Annotated in this window: 14 protein-coding genes and 2 pseudogenes; 10 read left to right on the forward strand and 6 right to left on the reverse strand. The window is 65.7% G+C overall.

All coding sequences use genetic code 11. From position 1 onward, the window contains the following. Nucleotides 1-634: 634 nt before the first annotated feature. The gene (locus tag ACRWNM_RS35755) at nt 635-3982 is read left to right on the forward strand and encodes a DUF4185 domain-containing protein (RefSeq protein WP_431972592.1); all 3348 of its coding nucleotides are present in this window, start codon (nt 635-637) and stop codon (nt 3980-3982) included. Between the two features lie 119 nt (nt 3983-4101). Here the strand turns inward: ACRWNM_RS35755 and ACRWNM_RS35760 are convergent, their stop codons facing one another. The 3 genes from ACRWNM_RS35760 to ACRWNM_RS35770 form a co-directional block, all read right to left on the reverse strand. Next, nucleotides 4102-4425 (reverse strand): transposase, encoded by a 324-nt coding sequence (locus tag ACRWNM_RS35760; RefSeq protein ID WP_431972593.1) that lies wholly within the window; start codon nt 4423-4425, stop codon nt 4102-4104. Nucleotides 4426-4489: 64 nt separating this feature from the next. Beyond that, a complete protein-coding gene (locus tag ACRWNM_RS35765) occupies nt 4490-5413 on the reverse strand; it encodes an NADP-dependent oxidoreductase (protein ID WP_431972594.1) in 924 nt (307 codons plus the stop codon). Nucleotides 5414-5486: 73 nt separating this feature from the next. Continuing rightward, nucleotides 5487-6212 (reverse strand): SDR family NAD(P)-dependent oxidoreductase, encoded by a 726-nt coding sequence (locus ACRWNM_RS35770; protein WP_431972595.1) that lies wholly within the window; start codon nt 6210-6212, stop codon nt 5487-5489. 105 nt (nt 6213-6317) lie between these two features. Between ACRWNM_RS35770 and ACRWNM_RS35775 the strand changes: the two genes are divergently transcribed. From ACRWNM_RS35775 to ACRWNM_RS35810, 8 genes and pseudogenes are all read left to right on the forward strand, one after another. Beyond that, complete coding sequence (locus tag ACRWNM_RS35775; RefSeq protein WP_431972596.1) at nt 6318-7157, forward strand: LysR family transcriptional regulator; 840 nt, start codon at nt 6318-6320, stop codon at nt 7155-7157. A 147-nt stretch (nt 7158-7304) separates the two neighbouring features. After that, on the forward strand, nt 7305-7691 hold the full coding sequence (locus tag ACRWNM_RS35780; protein ID WP_431972597.1) for a recombinase family protein: 387 nt from the start codon (nt 7305-7307) through the stop codon (nt 7689-7691). Nucleotides 7692-8224: 533 nt separating this feature from the next. Further along, entirely contained in the window at nt 8225-8842 is a 618-nt protein-coding gene (locus ACRWNM_RS35785; RefSeq protein ID WP_431972598.1) for a hypothetical protein, read from the forward strand. Nucleotides 8843-8901: 59 nt separating this feature from the next. After that, nucleotides 8902-9255, forward strand: a pseudogene (locus tag ACRWNM_RS35790) (SDR family NAD(P)-dependent oxidoreductase); the annotation flags it as partial. A 340-nt stretch (nt 9256-9595) separates the two neighbouring features. Beyond that, the gene (locus tag ACRWNM_RS35795; RefSeq protein ID WP_431972599.1) at nt 9596-11095 is read left to right on the forward strand and encodes a Mu transposase C-terminal domain-containing protein; all 1500 of its coding nucleotides are present in this window, start codon (nt 9596-9598) and stop codon (nt 11093-11095) included. Continuing rightward, on the forward strand, nt 11092-11874 hold the full coding sequence (locus tag ACRWNM_RS35800; RefSeq protein WP_431972600.1) for an AAA family ATPase: 783 nt from the start codon (nt 11092-11094) through the stop codon (nt 11872-11874). Before ACRWNM_RS35795 ends, ACRWNM_RS35800 begins: the two co-directional genes overlap by 4 nt. Then, nucleotides 11871-12476: a hypothetical protein gene (locus ACRWNM_RS35805; RefSeq protein WP_431972601.1), complete on the forward strand. Its 606-nt coding sequence runs from the start codon at nt 11871-11873 to the stop codon at nt 12474-12476. Before ACRWNM_RS35800 ends, ACRWNM_RS35805 begins: the two co-directional genes overlap by 4 nt. Further along, a complete protein-coding gene (locus tag ACRWNM_RS35810) occupies nt 12398-13054 on the forward strand; it encodes a hypothetical protein (RefSeq protein ID WP_431972602.1) in 657 nt (218 codons plus the stop codon). The genes ACRWNM_RS35805 and ACRWNM_RS35810 overlap by 79 nt, the downstream gene beginning before the upstream one ends. A gap of 96 nt (nt 13055-13150) precedes the next feature. Here ACRWNM_RS35810 and ACRWNM_RS35815 read toward each other — a convergent pair whose 3' ends face one another. From ACRWNM_RS35815 to ACRWNM_RS35825, 3 genes and pseudogenes are all read right to left on the reverse strand, one after another. Then, on the reverse strand, nt 13151-14158 hold the full coding sequence (locus ACRWNM_RS35815; protein ID WP_431972603.1) for a tyrosine-type recombinase/integrase: 1008 nt from the start codon (nt 14156-14158) through the stop codon (nt 13151-13153). Nucleotides 14159-14437: 279 nt separating this feature from the next. Beyond that, nucleotides 14438-15193, reverse strand: a complete 756-nt coding sequence (locus ACRWNM_RS35820) for a class I SAM-dependent methyltransferase (protein ID WP_431972604.1) — start codon at nt 15191-15193, stop codon at nt 14438-14440. Nucleotides 15194-15329: 136 nt separating this feature from the next. After that, nucleotides 15330-15531, reverse strand: a pseudogene (locus ACRWNM_RS35825) (hypothetical protein); the annotation flags it as partial. 500 nt (nt 15532-16031) lie between these two features. Here ACRWNM_RS35825 and ACRWNM_RS35830 point away from each other — a divergent pair. Further along, nucleotides 16032-16988 carry a fumarylacetoacetate hydrolase family protein gene (locus ACRWNM_RS35830; protein WP_431972605.1) on the forward strand — a complete coding sequence of 319 codons (957 nt, stop codon included), beginning with the start codon at nt 16032-16034 and terminating at the stop codon, nt 16986-16988. Nucleotides 16989-17067: the final 79 nt, after the last annotated feature.

A 17067-nucleotide genomic window follows, 5' to 3' on the forward strand; every position in this document is an offset into this window, starting at 1 on the left:
CGGCGCAATTACCTCGGATGCGGTGCAAGCGGGTCGTCATGTACGTGCGGTATTGCGGCAAATGTCTCTTCCTTTAGCCGGGCGTATGGCGAAAGCCAAGTAGTGCACTACGTGCGACTTTCGTCCCCGGTCCGGTCAGACTCGGAGCATCCGTTCATATCGTTCTATGCGCTCACCGTGGGAGCGAGGAGAGGACCATGTGTGCGCGTACTCCTGATGTTCTGGAGTCGCCGACCCAGGGACGCGAGGAGCCGTTCGAATACGACCTCTTCGTCTCCTACGCGCACGAGGATCGACCGGTCACTCGCGGGACTCAAAAGGGCTTGACCGATTGCATCGGCCGACAGGTGAGCCACTTGCATGCGCTGCGTGTTTTCCGGGATTCCATCGACTTGATGAGCCAGTCTCTCTCACGGGATCGAAAGATCAGCTGTCGGCGGGGTGGGTTGTGGTCCTTCTCCGATGCGCGATGGCGCAGATACGGCTACGCGAACTTCTTTCGTGCAGCCGAAGGTTCGAGCGTGGACCGCAGTCAGGTCCGTAGTAGTCGTCACCGCCGCCTTCGGGTAGGCCGCTGCCCGTGTCTCGGCGTTGGCCGAATCCGACACCGAAAGCCACATTTGAGGAGACTTCCATGACCACCAGGCCAGTTCACAGCACATTCTCGATTTCGTCGGGTTTCCGGACCCCGGAGCGGCCCGATCACGACGGCATCGACTTCGCGGCACCGTTCGGCACGCCCATTTTTGCCCCTATCGACGGCATGGTCATCGAAGGTGCGGATCGGCCGCCAGGATCGGTGTCGGGATTCGGCAACTGGGTGTGGCTCGATGCTCAAGACACCCATGGCGTCGATCTGGTCTTCGGACACATGCGCCACGCGAGCATTCTGGTGAAGCGGGGCGATCGTGTCCGGGAAGGCGAGCAGATCGCGAGCGTGGGATCGGAGGGCGAATCCACTGGTCCGCACCTGCATTTCGAGGTGTGGGGACCACCCGGACGTCTCGGCGGAGACCCCAGGAATCCGCAGGATTTCCTTCAGGACGCCGTCGACCCCGGTACGCAGCCTGGCCCCGGAACGGACGGGGGCGCTTCCGATGATTTCCCGCTCCCGCGCGGGTTCTTCTACGGTCCGCTCGAAGGCCCCGATTCGTCCATTTCCGGCCGCCACGGCAGCGAACGCCCTGAGTGGATCGCGGGGCTGAAGCGGTGGCAGCAAGCGCAAGGAGTGCCCCAGACCGGCGTCTACGACAAGGCCACCGCCGACGCGGCGCGTGCTGTTCAACTCGCCAACGGGTTGACGCCGGACGGGCTGATCGACCCCGCGACGTGGCGCGCGGGAATCACAGGCCCCGGGACGCGGCCAACCGAGCGGCTGCAGCTTGTCGATCACGCGGCGGCACGGCCGGGGGCTCGCGCGGTGAAGGCCGACGGATATCACGGGGCGGTTCGCTATCTGGTGGACTCGCCCGAACGCGGCCTGGTCAACAAAAAGCTCACGCCCGAGGAGGCCGCCGGATATCTCGAGCTCGATATGCCGCTGGTCAGCAACTGGCAAAAGGGCAAGCACGAGACCGCGGATTGGCGCCGGGGCTTCGACGGCGGTGTCGCCGATGCCAAGGCGGCCGATGCGTGGCACAAGCACTGCGGCGGCCCGCCCGAGGCCCCGATCTTCTTCTCGATCGACGACGATCTGTCGCTGTCGGAGTGGAACAGCCTGGCCAGCCATTATCTGCGCGGCGCCGCGTCGGTGCTGGGCAAGCAGCGCGTCGGCGCATATTGCAAGTATCTGGCGTGCGACTGGGCGGTCGAGGACGACGTCGTCGGCACCTGCCGTGACGGGAGCGGTAAACGCTACTTGTGGCAGCCGAATACGTGGCTGGGCAGTCGGCCGCTGGGGACGATCTCCGAGCACGCCTGCCTGTTCCAGCGGCTCATCCACCCGCGCGACGACATCAAGGTCGCCGGGATCAACGTCGATGTCAACGACACGCTCACAGAGGATTTCGGGCAATGGCACTACGTCGCCCAGCTTCCCGTCCCGGTACCGGTCGCCGTCGAGCCGATCGTCGTTCGTGCACCTGAGGGCTACGACATCGCTTGGCACGACGGTCCCGGACACCGCTCCGGGCACGGCCCGTACAAGCGGATCTATCTCCATACGACAGAGAATCAAGACTGGATCACTCGCGCGGAAAACGTCGCCGACTGGCAGGCCCGGCAACAGAACGGGTCGTACCACTACATGGTCGACGACAATCACATCATCCAGACCGTCTCCACCAAGAACGCAGCGTGGGGCGTGCCGGTGCGGGGACTGGACGACGACAACCATGTTTCGGTCCAGATCGCCTTGGTCGGCACCTCCGGCGCGATTCCGCGGTGGACCGGCTCGTCGCCCAACGTCGAATCGAACCCGAAGCAACGCCAGGCGTGGCTCGAGCACGACAAGATGCTCGACATGGTGGCCTACACCATCGCCAAGGTGTCGAAGGACCACAACATTCCCATCGAGAGAGTCGATATCGCCGGTGTCGGCAACGACCTGCACGGCGTCTCCAGCCACAACAACTACACGTACGGGTCGGTGAAACTGAAGGGCTTCCAGGACGGCACCCACTGGGATGTTCCCGACACCTTCCCCTACGACGTCGTCTTCGCCGCGGCCAAGCAGTACGCAAGCGTCCCCGACGACCCCGACCGCTTTCCACTCCCGGACGGACACTACTGGGGGCCACTGGAAGGACCGGAAGAGTCGTGGTCGAACCTGTTCGGAAACGAGCCGCAATCGTCGAAGGACGGGCTGAAGCGTTGGCAGGCAGCGCTCGATATTCCGCAGACGAGCGTTTACGACGGCGCCACTCGGGACGCCGCGAAGACGATGCAGCAGGCCAAGGGCTGGCCGATTACCGGCCATGTGTACGCCGGGGAATGGTACGGCGTCATCAAGGACGGCTGGCGACTGCCGACCCCGCAGCCGGCAATGCTCGCCACCGGCGCGCGCAAGATCAAAGATGCGACCGGACCCGGTCACACCGACCGATTCGGAATGGCCGCGACCGATCTCGGGGTGATGACCCGGACACCCTCGGGGAGGATTCTCGCCGTTTTCGGTGACACCTTCCGCGACCCCGAGGTCGGCAGCGCGGACTGGCGTTCGCCCGTGGCGCTGCTCTCGGAGACGACGAACCTGGACGACGGCATCGAGTGGCACGAAGCCGCAGGACCGGATCCGCACTACGCCCGCCAGCTGTGGCCCTACGACCACGCGGGCGGGACCACCGCGCTGCCCTCCGATGTCATCACCATCGGACAGGACATCTTCCTGCACGTCATGATCAACCAAGGCCTCGGCAACGTGGTGCGCACCGAGATCTGGACGTCGTCCGACGACGGCAAGTCCTGGCAGCACTCCGGTGCACAGTTCGACGCCGGCCTCCACGGCGGCTTCGCGCAACTATGGACGTGGGCACGCGACGACGACGGGTGGGTCTACGTCTTCTCGACGGGCTTCCAACGCGACAAGGGCGTCATCCTGCGCCGCGTCCGTGAGGACCAGATCACCGATCCCGGCGCCTATGTCGGTTGGGGTTGGCGTGACGGACAATGGAATTGGGGGAATCCGCCGACACCGGTTCTCGAACGCGAGCCCTCCGCGGAAAAGTTCGGGGAGATGTGCCTCCGCAAGATCGAGAACAAGTGGGCTCTGGTGAACTTCGACGCCTCGACGATAGGGGGCTACGACATCGACCTGCGCATCCTCGACACTCCCACCGACAACCTGTACCTGGTGCCCAAGACCACACCGCTGCGGGGTTCGTCATGGAGTGAACAGGGCGGCGACAAGATCGCGCAACTGTACGGTCCGAGCATCATCCCCGGATCCACCCTCGACGCTGGACTGCACCTGCTGGTGTCGCAATGGAAGACAGCCGACGGATGGCCCTACCGCGCAATGCACTTCAAGATCCCCGTCGGATAGAAGTCTGGGGAGCGTCCTCAGGTCATATGAGTGTGCTAAGTCCAGCATGTCGCGGAAGGAGGTTGCGGTATTGCCGTAGCCGTTACCGCCGAGAAGTCCGGCTATATCAAGTGCCCGGGCTATCTCGAGTGGATCCGACTGCCCGTCACGGCCAGTTGCCGGCCCGAGTCGGGAAGAATTGTTGACGGGCAAGCGAGCTCGGTGAGCAGGGAGCGTGCGTAGCGACGGTGACGTTTCCATACCGTCTGCCACGGACCGAATGCCTCGGGCAGGTCCCGCCACGGCATCCCGGTCCGCAACCGGAACAACATCCCCTCCACGACCAAGCGGTTGTCGGAGAAGTTACGGCCCACGCGGCCATCGGATTTCGGTAAGAGCAGCTCGAGCAGTTCCCACTGGTTGTCCGTCAGAACCTGATACCGATCACCGACAGTCGCTGCCACGGCGGACATGATGCCCGACACGACAACCTACCGGCCGTGAACCGGAAATACCGATTGGGAGACACTAGGGCCTCAGCACGATTTTTCCGTGGGTGTGTCTGCGTTCGAGTTCGGTGTAGGCCTGACGAACCTGCGTCAACGGGTAGACGTTCGCGATCGGGACTTCGAGGTGTCCGTCGGCAATCAGGCCGGCCAATTCGGCGAGCACCTCGGCGCCCGGCCTGGCCTTGGTCCCGGGTTCAGTCTTGACCCCATACTTTGCGGCTGCTGCGAAATCGGCGATGGTGTCGATCCGTTCGATTGCGACGCCGAGAGCGAGGGCAAGTTCGACGTACCCGTCGCCGTAGGTGTCGATGAAGGCATGGATGCCGTTGGGTGCGGCGGCCTTGATCCGGTCCGTGACGCCGTCACCGTATGCGACGGGGATCACGCTGTGGCTTTGCAGCCACTCGTGGTTGCTGTCGCTCGCCAGGCCGATGACCGTGGCTCCGGTACGGCGCGCGAGCTGAACGGCGATCGAGCCGACTCCTCCGGCTGCTCCGGAGATGACGACGCTCTCGCCCTTCTCGAGCTGTACGGAATGCACTGCCCCCCATGCAGTCACGCCGGCGACGTATAGGCCGCCCGCCACCTCCCATGAGACGTTCTTCGGTTTGGGTGTGAGGTTGTCGACGTCGACCAGGACCAGCTCGGCCTGGGCGGCCCGCAGCTCGGAGAATCCGATCACCTCGTCGCCGGGCGAGAATCGGTCGGCTCCGGCGCCGATCTCGGCGACAACTCCGGCGAGATCGCTGCCCTGCCCGGACGGGAAGGTCGAGGGAAAGATGTCCGCCATCGCGCCGGTGCGTATGGCCGCCTCACCGGGGTTGATGCCTGCCGCTCTTACCTGCACGAGGACCTGCCTGGCCGCGGGCACCGGGCGATCGACCTCGTCGATACGCAGGACGTCGATTCCGCCGAATTCGTCGTACCTGACTGCTTTTGTCATTGTCTTGCTTCTCCTCCGGCGTGCGATGCGCGGCTGACTTCGAGAACGGGAATGGTTCGCACCGGTGTGGCCGTCACCAGGGCACTGTTCCGGCGTCGTCGAAGAATCCGCCGGTCGGTCCGTCGTCGGGCAGGGTCGCGAGGTGAATCGCGATCGCCGCTCCCTGTTGCGGTGTGCGGACGCCTCGGAAGCCGTTGAGGTCGGTGGCGGTGAAACCGGGGCAGCCGGAGTTGATCAGGATGTTGGTGTCGCTCAGTTCCCTGACGTATTGGATGGTGACGGCGTTGAGGAAGGTCTTCGACGCCAAGTACGCGGTGGGAATCGGCCCCATGTCGATGCCGGGCGTGGTCTGCAGGGCGAGCGAGCCCACGCTGCTGGACATGTTGACGATTCGCGGTGATGCCGAGCCGCGCAGCATGGGCAGCATCATGTTGGTGACCCGGATGACGCCGATCACGTTGGTTTCCACGACAGCTCGCATGGTCGCGGGATCGACCGTGGTGGGTGTCTGTGGCATACCGCCGGTGATCGCGGCATTGTTGACCAGGACGTCGAGGCCTCCGGCATAGTCGGCGATCAGCTCGGCCGCGGCAGCGACACTCGCGTCGTCGTCCACGTCGAGCGGCACGCCGAACGCATCGGTCCCGGCCGCGCGCAGCTTCTCCACCGCGGTCTCGCGGCGTTGTTGATCCCTCGCGCCCACACCAATTCGCCAGCCAAGGGCGCCCAGGCCCGCCGCGATCTCGTATCCGATTCCTTTGTTCGCGCCGGTCACCAGCGCGATCGTCCGTTCACTCATGCCGTTGATCATGTTGCGGACTCGGGTGGGGCGTCCAAGACCGATTGGGTGGGCGGCGATACCGCACGGGTATTGGTCGTGGTGAGCGCCGGATACGATGACGTGGTGGAGACGCGGGAGTTGCGATACTTCGTCGCTGTCGCCGAGGAGTTGCACTTCGGGCGGGCGGCACAACGGCTCGCGATGGCGCAACCACCGCTGTCGCGGGCGATCCAGCAGCTAGAACGGCGGCTCGGAGTCGTTCTGCTGCACCGCACTGCTCGCGCAATCACGTTGACCAAGGCCGGGTCGGTGCTGCTGCGGGAGGCCCGGCTCGCCCTCGAAGCGGTCGAAGCCGCCGAGCGCCGCACCCGCCGCGCCGCTGCCGACCGGCCCGGTGTGGTGCTGGCCACCAAGGCAGGAGCGTCCAGCGAACTGTTGTCGAAGCTGCTGGACGCCTACGCCGCCGACCCCTGCGCTGTCGCAGTCGAGGTGGTGCTGTGCGGGCCCGGCGAACCGGAAAGCCTGCTACGCGACGGGCGCGCCGACGTTGCTCTGCTCCACCGGCCCTACGACACGACGGCCGGATTCGACACCGAGGACCTGCACACCGAACAGCAGGTCGTGGTCCTGCCCGCGGGGCACCCCCTCGCCAATCGACCCCACATGTCGATGGCCGAGGTCAATGCCCTGACGGACCTGCCCCTGCCGCGCTGGCCTCGACGGGATGGAAGTTATCCGGACGGCCCTGGCCCACAGGTTCGCGACCATACCCAGTTGACCCAGCTGATCATGCTCGGACGGGCCTGTGCGGTCATGCCCGAGTCGCTCCGAGCCCAGCTACGCGACGGTCACGCCATCGTGCCGGTGCCGGACGCACCGGCCGTCACGACCGTCATCGCCTGGCCACCACACAGCAGATCCAAAGCCGTCGCCGACCTCGTCCGTACGGCGATACGCCTCTAGCCGACGACGTCCGCAAATGCCCGCATAGCGCGCTGACCGAACCGGCCAGCACAGCACTCGATCGCCGCGTACACGGCTGGCCGGAAGAACCATGCGATCTCGGCCGAGTTGCCCACTTCCCGGCTGGTGAGCGTGGCTGAGGCCGGTATGTACATCGGCTACACATCCCTGCGAGGGGTGACGTGCTACCTCGATGGCTATGACCAAGCCGCACGTCGACACGGCGGGCAGGGCCTCAACGGTTTCCGAGAGTGGTTGATGGCCAACCACGTTGGTGAGAGCAGCTTCACCTGGTGGGCCATGGTCCAGTTGATTGCGTTACCGGACTGGGACTTCCAGACCGATCTCACTTACGAGCAGGAGCTGCCCTTGTCGGTGATGGGTGCCTTCGCCGAGTTCGAACATGCCCTGATCCTGGAACGCCAACGCGAGGGCATCGCCGCCGCCAAGGCCCGCGGTACCTACACCGGCCGCAAACCCGCCCTCACCACCGAACAGGCACAGCAGCGGCGGGAACGGGCCGCAGCCGGGTAACGAAAGTCCGTGCTGCCCAACGAGTTCGGCATCCGCCGCGAAACCGTCTACAGCTACCTGCGAGCCGACCACCGGCTGAACGAGGCATGCACCGTCCGTTTCCTGGTCAAAGTGGTATTTCAGCTGAAAGGAGATGATTCGGGTCCTTATCGGTACATACTTGCTTCGAGGTCAGACCAGCTTATGAAGCAACTCTGTCTCTCAGCGGCGGTGTAGTACTCCGGATTCGGTGGCGGCTTTCCGCTTGCCTTGTCGGTCACGTCAACCGTCGAACACCTGCAGGTCGTACGTCGTATATTGGCTTTGATATCGACACGGATGTCGGACTTGTCCTGACCGGCCACTTTGGGAACGGGACGGTCGATCATGAAGGTGATCGGCCTGGGCGGTGCGCGGTCTCGGTCGGCCGCGGAAGTCGACGCGAAATTCGTCAAGGATCGAATCGGTCAAGGAGCATCCAGCTCAGCCTTTCTACTGTGCGGTCCCAGCGGTCATCGGACCGATGACCCGGCAGATTCAGAGGAGGAAGAGAGATGATCAGTGCATCCTGCAAGCTCCCGTGGGACGTGAAGAACGCGGCGTTGATCAAGGGCGATGAGGTGTGGCACACCGACTGGTCGGGTCAGACGCTGAGCATCGCGGAATGGGTCGGGCGCAACTTCACCGGTAACCTTCCCTCCTGGAAGTCGGTCGATGCGGCCATGCAACTGCCGTGGAGCACGAAGAACGCCGCGCTGTTCAACGGCGATCAGGTATGGCACACCGACTGGTCGGGTCAGACGCTGAGCATCGCGGACTGGGCCTCCCGCAACTTCACGGGGAAGCTGCCGGACTGGACCAAGATCGATGCTTCCTGCAAGCTCCCCTGGGACGAGAAGAACGCGGCGCTGTTCAACGGCGATCAGGTGTGGCACACCGACTGGCCAGGCCACACGGTCGAGATCGGGGAATGGGTCGGGCGCAACTTCACCGGCCACTTCCCCTCCTGGGACAAGGTCGATGCGGCCATGCAACTGCCGTGGAGCACGAAGAACGCCGCGCTGATCAACGGCAACCAGGTGTGGCACACCGACTGGCCAGCCCAGACACAAAACATCGCCACCTGGGTCCGGAGCAACTTCGGCGGTAGCCTGCCCAACGGATGGAATTGAGCAGTCGATAGGGCCCTCACCGGCCATGGACTGCGCTGATACACCGCGGGCCTCCGCTCATGAGAGCGGGGGTCCGCGCGATCTGGCGGGTGAAGTATCGCGCGGGCCTGGCGGCTGCCGTCGCCTGCCGCCTGGCCGTGGTCGTGATCGACCTCGACGAGGCAGCTTGCAAGCCGGTCGTTGTCCAGTTCCGGATGGCCACCGACGACTGGGACACCGTGATGAACGTGCACCTGTGCGGCTCCTTCCTGATGGGCCGGGCGACCCAGAAGTGCATGACCGCAGCGGGTTTCGGCCGGATCGTGAACCTGTCGAGCACCTCGGCGCCGGGCAACCGCGGACAGGTCGACTACGGGGCGGCCAAGGTCGGCTTGCAGGGGTTCACCAAGACGCTGGCGCTCGAACTCGGCAAGCAGGTTTGGATGCGGCTGACGTGATGTTATCGGGCGAAAGTCGCATCTGAATTGCGCATTCGGACCCCCGAGTGGAGCCGCGACGTGCCATCTCATCGATGGATCTTTCCGTGGTTGTCCTGGTTGAACCAAGCGTCAGGTGTAGCTGCGAGGCCGCACGAAAATGTCAGTGGCCGGGCCGCACGAAAATGTCAGTGAATCCGCGCCCCGGGACTGTGCGTGATCGAATACGGCCTGGTGCTCGCATCTGGTTGCGAGCCAACCGATCTGGGAGGCCGGGCCAGTGGTCGACGCGAACAAGCGCGCGTTGCGGCGAGCGGCTGTCGATCGGCTCACGCAGATGTCGGACCAGGGTGGTTTGTCCAGCGATCACGTCCGGTTGACTGCTGAGACGCTCGGTGTGGCCGAGCGAACGGTGTGGCGGTGGTTGTCGGCGCGCCGGATGAATGCGCCGCCAGTTCAGCGGGACCGGTTTCGGATCGATGATCAGTTGCGAGTGCGGCTGGCCTATTGGCGTGGCAACGCGGCTGCGCTGCACCGGGAGTTGGTGGACCAGCACCAAGATGGCGGACCAGTGCCACCGAGTGTGTCGACCGTGCAGCGGGCGATTCTGCGGGATCTGACGCCAGGGGAGCGTGCGGGTCTGCGGGGCGGTGAGCGGGCGCGCCGCAAGTTCGATGTGTTCCTGCAACGGCCACCGGCGCACCGCAATGCCGCGTGGGAGGCCGATCATGTCGAAGCTGCGGTGCAGGTCGACGTGGACGGGATTCTGACAAAGCCGTGGGTGACGTGGTTCGTCGACGCCACCCATGATGTGATTCTGGGCGCGGCGGTGACACAGCAGACCCCGAACCGGGCCAGCATTCTGGCCGCGTTGCGGGCCGCGGTGCTGCGGCGGGCGCCGTATGGTCCGGCCGGTGGCCTGCCTGGGGTGGTGCGGGTCGACCAGGGCAAGGACTTCCTGTCGCGCACGGTGGGTGAGGCGATGGGCGCGTTCGCGGTTCGGGTGGTGGATTTGCCGGGCTACACCCCGTATCTGAAGGGCACGGTCGAGGCCGTGAACAGGGCGGCCGAGGAGATGCTGTTCGCGCGGTTGCCCCGATACACCCACCGCCAAACCCAGATCAACGGTGCGCCAGTCGATCCGGACCAGCCCGCGCTGACGTTCGAAGCGTTCGTCGCCGAGGTGCTGGCGTGGATCGACTGGTGGAACACCTGCCACCAGATCGAGGCCTTGGGCGGGGTGTCGCCGCTGGAGTCGTGGCTGGCCGATCCGACGCCGGTGCACGAGGTCGACGAGTCCCAGCTGTGGATGTTCACCCTCGAAGACGACCGGCGCCAGCGCAAGATCACCACCAAAGGTGTCGGGTTCGGGCGGGGCCGCTACTACGTGGCGGACTGGATGGTCGGGCTGGTGGGCACCGCCGTGCGGATCCGCTACATGCCCAACCACACCGGTGAGATCGAGGTCTTCGCCGCCGACTCTGGTGTCCATCTGGGCACCGCGGAGCTGGCCGACGCCGCCTCCGCCCGGACCCGGGCCGCCGTGCGCCGCGCACGAGACCGCAAGGCCCGCAAGTTGCGCGCGGACCTCGCCGCCGCCGAACGCGCCCGCCGCGACCGCTACGCGGCGTCGACCGTCGCGGGGCCCGCGCAGCGGCTCGACGCGATGACCACGGCCGAGGCTGCCCGGGTGCTCGCCGATGATCGGTGCGAGGACATGGCGCGGTGGGCGCGGCCGGATCTGATTCCGTTGCCGCCGCCGGCGCCGGGCTGGGTGATGCCGATCGATCTCGACGAACTGCACCGCCGCGGCGGAGAAAGCGGGAATTCCTCGTGACTCGACCACCGAAGCCGGGCCTGAACATCAACACCGCGACCGATCACTTCCTCGGCCTGGCGGGCGCACACATCGTGGCTACCGACGCGCTGCTGCTGATGAAGGACAACCTCGCCGACGTGATCGACGCCAAGGCGATGATGTGCGTGCACGGTGACGCCGGGGTCGGAAAGACGCTGTCGGTCAACGCCACACTGCGCGAGCTTGCACCGGACACGGTGTGCCGCGTGCAGTTCCGGGCCCGGCCGACACCACGCGATATCCGGCACACGCTCTTTGACGCGCTCGCGATCGGAGGTGCGCCGCCGCGCAAGCCGATCGAGTTCGATCGCGTCCTCAAGGACGTTCTGTCCGAACGGTTCCGGGTGCTGGTGTGCGATGAGGCGCAGTGGATGAGTCGCGAGTGCTTCGAGTATTGGCGGCATCTGTGGGACGACCGGCGCACCGACATCGCCATCGTGTTCGTCGGCGGCGGGGACTGCTACCAGGTGTTGCGCCGCGAACCGATGCTCTCGTCGAGGGTCTATGTGTGGCAGGAGTTCCGGCGCATGACCCCCGAGCAGGTGCTGCGGGTGATCCCGGCCTTCCATCCGGTGTGGGAGAACACCGCCCCGGCGACCATCGCCTTCGCCGACGCCCACGCCGGGCACGGCGCCTTCAGGGCCTGGGCCAAGATCACCTCCCACACCGTGCGCGCCCTGGCCAGGCTCGAACGCGAGCAGGTCGATGAAGAGGTGATGGGCTGGGTGTTCTCCAAGCTGTCGGGGCTGTCGGGGTGAGCCAACCCCGCTGGCACGCCGACCTCGCCACCGAAGCCGCCACCGAGACCCCCGGCGGATACCCGATCACCGTGCTGCGCGACCCCAGTGACGACGCCCGCGTCACCCACGCCCTGCTGGGCGCGCACGACCTCGCCCATGGAGTGATCACCGTGCATCCCACGCCCACCGCGGTCTCCGGGTCCGCACTGGCGGCCGACACCCTGGCCGCACTCGGGTGCTGCCTGGCCCGGGCCTCGACCGAACAGGTGGCCACCACCGACGCAGCCTCCCGCGCGGTGCTGGCCTGGATCCACGCCGACCGCATTCGGCACCTGGTGGTGCTGCGCGCGCACACCCTCACCGCCGACCAGCTCGCCTGGCTGCTGCGACTACGCCGCTCCAGCAGTGTGCGCCTGGTCCTAAACGCCGCGCTCCCGACCGCATCGCGGGCTGGTACGAAATCATCGCCCTGTACCGGCTGCTCGGTGCCGTCATCGCCGACAGCCCCGGCCCCAACACCACCGTCACGCGCGTCCAGGGTGTGCGCGCCGCGTTCGAACTCCACGGCATCGACCTCAAGTTGCCGCCGAACCTGGCCTACAGCGTCGGGCCAGGACTGACCACCACCCCGGTCACTCACAAGGTCGTCGACCGGATTCGGTGCGCCACAATCAACCCCGTCTACGCCGCCGCGGCCGCCATCCAGTTGTTCACCGGCGCCGATGTCGAAGAACTGAAGTTCATTCCGTGCGTGGCCTTCACCGGCGACGCCCTGATCTTCAACAGCGCCCTCGGCTTCGCCGATCCCGCCGACGTGTGCGTCTGGACGATCCCACCGGCCGCGCGACCGTTGATCGACGCCGCCCTGGTGTTCCAGGAAGCCGGGCGCGCACCCGACCGGCTGCTGGCCGGAGGAGTCGGCCGGGACGGTCAGCGGCTGCGCGACGCGGTCACCGCTGCCGGTCTGACCGTCCCGGCCCGCTACTACTGGAATCGTGGCTGGATGTGGCACACCGGAATGCTGTGGCGCGGGCACCGGCCCGTTCCTCGGAAGAAGCAGCGGCACCCAAGCCGTCGACGCAACGAGCCGACCTTCCAGCGCAACATTCCCGCCCCAGAGTTCGTGACGATAGAGGAAGTCGTAAGGCAAGCCGAGGCATGGCGCCGCTCGACACGGGCCAGGCAACGACGGATGTAATCGCAGTGACCGCATTGCCGATCCGCCGCTGAGGTCGTCGCCGGACTAGGGTTCCGGACTGCGCGCGAAAAACAACGGATATGGCGAAGCCGCTGCTCAGCGTCGGCGGTCGACTCCCGGGCCGAGCAGCGCGGTGAGATCGCGCATCGCCTGCGGCGACGGTTTGAAGTAGCGGCGCAGGTTCTCAGCTTTGCGATGCCGCGACTTGGCCATCAGCTCGAGCAGGCTGGCCCCGGACTCCCCGAGGTGCGTCAGACCCGAATGCCGGAGTTCGTGTAGATCCCAGCCGGTCCCGGGACCGTCGAGCGCGGTGGCGGCGTCGAGCAGATCGCGGGCCTGGTCGTAGGACAGCCGCGCCAGGCCGGTGTCGGGGCACACGTCGCGCTCGGCGAGGTACTTGCCGGGCCCGGGCCGGCGGTGGGTCACGAACAATGGCCCGTGCGTGCGGCCGCGGATCAGTCTCGGCAGCAGCCGGGCGGTGCCCGCATCCCAGTACACCTTCTCCAGGACGTGTTCGTGGTGGGCGGGGCCGCGGCGGCGGGTGCGGGGTTTGGCGCCCTTGGACTTCACCGGTGCGCACCGGCCCGCCAGGTCCAGGTCCTCGATGTTGAGTTGCAGCAGTTCCTCTGCACGAGCGCACGTTTCGTACAGCATCCGCCACAGCGTCTTCTCCCGCACATGGATGTCGCGGCGGGTGATGAGCCGGTCGATCGCGGTGCGCGAGCGCACCGGGGTGTCGGAGTCCGGCGGGGTTGACCGCGCGGCCGAGGCGGGCAGCTTCGGGGCGGTCCAGCCCTGTTCGGCACACCAGTTCAGCCATTTGCCGACCGCGGCGCGGCGCGCGTTCCAGGTGTTGACCGCAGCTTGGCCCCATAGGGTTTCGAGGGCGGCGCCGATCTCGGCGTCGGTGACCGAGTCCAGGGCGCGCGAGCGCGCGATCAGTCCGTCGGGGCCGGGCCCGTCGAGGGCGTCGACGGTCTTGACGATCGCGATGCCGTAGGCGCGGCGGGTGTTCGCCGATCCGATGGTGTCCAGGTACGCCTCGGCGGCGCTGCGCAGAGTCCGCGCTGGCGGGGTGCGCAGCCGGGTCACCTTCGCCGCCATCGGCCTGCCTTTCCTGGCTTGCCCCGGATAACGGGGCCGGGTCGTGTTGCGCCGCAGTCCGATCGCCGCAGCACGGTTCCGACGATAGCCCAGATAACGGGCTGTTATCCAGGGCAAAGAGATTGCCCGGGCAAAAGTCTGCCGAACGCGCAGAATGCGGAGCGTGATCGCGCGTTCCGCCGACTGTGCTGGCCGATCCGGTCAGCACGACCAGCGGCGTTGCAGGGCGTTCGGCGTGATCGATGTGCTGCTTCGTCGGTGGTGCGAGATCGCAATGGCTCAGTCTGTCTGCAGGACGAAAAACAGGAAACCCAAGAAACTTTCGCCGATGACTTCACGGAACACCTCCGGAAACAGATCGCGGGCCGCAGGCACAGGCGGCGGCTCGCTGATGACACTGATGCGAAAACCCGACGCGGTGAAAGCATCGGTCATCGCGTGCAGCGGCCGGTCCCAGAAATGCAACCGGGCGGACTGCCCGCCCATGGTCCACTCTTCGGTCCGCTCGCGGGTCTGGAAATAGTCGGTTTTCTTCCCAGCCGAGCGTTCTGTGACCCAGATGGCGAAAGGATGCTCGACCGAGACGATGAACCGACCGCCCGGCTTCAGGACGCGTCGCAACTCGGTCAGTGTCGGTCCCCAGTCCTGCAGGTAGTGCAGCACCAGGGATGCAACGACGTCATCGAACGCGTCGTCGGGAAACGGGAGTGGGTTCGCGAGGTCGGCGATTCGCAGGTCCGCGTCGGTGCCCAGTCGGCGTCGAGCCACCTCCAGCATTCCGGCACTCGCGTCGATGCCGGTCACCATGGCACCCCGATCGCGCAGTTCAGCGAATAAAGCACCTGATCCGCACCCGGCGTCGAGGATCCGCCGACCGCTCACGTCCCCGGCGAGCTCCAGCACCGCGGGCCGCTCGTAGTAAGCGTTCAGCAGGCTGGTCTCGTTCTCTGCGGTATACCCCTCGGCAATGCTGTCGTAGTTGTACGCCTGGGCGGGATCGGCAGGAAGCGCGGTGCCTTCCGGAACGGGAGTCATGCGGCCCATCCTGGCACGCCCGCACGTGCATGCGCTGTAATGCCTTGTCAGGCAACCATTCTGACTACTCGACAATCGTCCACTATCGGGTGTTACAGGATGTCGATCTAAGGCGTCCGGAGGCGCTGAGATGAGGTCAGAACAGGGGGGTGCCGCGCACCCGCAGCGGTCGGTAGCCGGTAGGGCCGAGCTGGGCGAGTTCGGCGTCGATGTCGACTTCGATGGGCGCCGAAGAAGTTGATGTTGGCGCTGTGCGCCGGAGAGATGTGGGCCAGGATCTCGTTATCGATGCGCTGTCCGGACCGGCGCAGCTCCACGGCCAGCCCGTAATACTTCGTGCGCGAACACACCGCAGGCGGTGCACTACTGCGCCGCCTGTACCGGGCTGAGGGCCCGAGTGACGAACCCGCAGGTCATCATCGACTGACATTCTCATGCGGTTTGCTGCTGACACGTAGCGCCGTTTCCCCAGCTCGCGCCACTGACATTCTCATGCGGCCTCGCATGTAGCTGTACAGCGCGTGCACGGTTCGTGGAAGTTGGCTGAGGCGGCGGAGAGTGGGAAGCTTCTGCGGCTCGGCGGACGGCAGCCGTTCTGTTGTCGGTTGTAGTGCGCCCTGCTGAGCGACACCGAGGCCGGGGGCTAGGGGCTATGAAATCGTCAACGGCAGCCAAATGGAGGTGCCCCAGAGGCTGTGACATGCATCTATGTCGCTATGCGCATCTGACCATGCCAGCGGTCCTGCCGGAGACGGCGCATCCTCGCGCACGTGTTGACTAACATTTCCTATGTTCGCTAACATAGCGCATGTCATACAAGCAGCGAGAGGTGATCTAGATGGCGAAATGGGCTTCCTATCAGCACGAGGGGAAAAGCTATGCCGGTGTGGTTGTGGGGGACAACGTTCACGCCGCGCCGGGACGCGCGACTCTGCTGGACCTGATCGGTGCCGGACCTGTCGCGCTCGCTCAGGCTGCCGAGCAGGCCGCCACGTCACCGGCGCACGTGGCGGCTCTGGCCGATGTCACACTGGGTGCGCCCATTTCCAATCCGCCGGCGCTGCGTGATTGCCTGTGCTTCTTGGACCACATGCGCAACTGTCAGCTGGTTCTGGCCGGCAACCGGGATCTCAACGACACGTGGTATCAGCGCCCGGCGTTCTACATCGGCTGCAACTCGACGATTCTCGGCCCCTTCGACGATGCGCCGAAGGCTCCCGGCACGATGGCAGCCGACTTCGAACTCGAAATTGCGGCCGTGGTGTATGGAACAGGGCCGAATCTGACAGTTGAGGAGGCCCAGCGCGCCATCGTTGGCTACACGCTGTTCAACGACTGGACGGGCCGTGACCATCAACTCGCCGATCAGCAGTTGGGACTGGGGCAGGCCAAGGGCAAGGATTGCGGCACGACGCTGGGCCCGTTCTTGGTCACGCCCGATGAACTCGAGGAGTACTTCGCTGATGGCCGGTTGAATCTTTCCGTGACCGCGTTGGTCAATGATGAGGTGATCGGATCGGGCTCGCTGTCGTCAGCGGATTGGACTCTTGCCGAAATGATCTCGTTCGCCTCACGTGGTGTGCCGTTGCGGGCTGGTGAGGTCTTCGGCTCTGGCACGGTCCCAACGTGCACCTTGGTCGAGCACCTGGGCGACACCGATCCCACGGCCTTCCGCTGGTTGCAGGAGGGCGACCTAGTGACGTTGCGCGTCGATCATCTCGGCGAAACTCGACAGAAGGTCGTTGGCAGCGCTGACCCGCATCCCCTGCGGACGCTGACCAAACCACAGGTCTGAACGCGGCAGCAGTTCGCCTGGGGCGAGGCGCTCGTCGCTCGACGCCCGCGAGCGTCTGTCGATCAATACAGAAGGGAGA

The organism is Nocardia sp. bgisy134 (assembly GCF_965341865.1).
Classification (GTDB): domain Bacteria; phylum Actinomycetota; class Actinomycetes; order Mycobacteriales; family Mycobacteriaceae; genus Nocardia.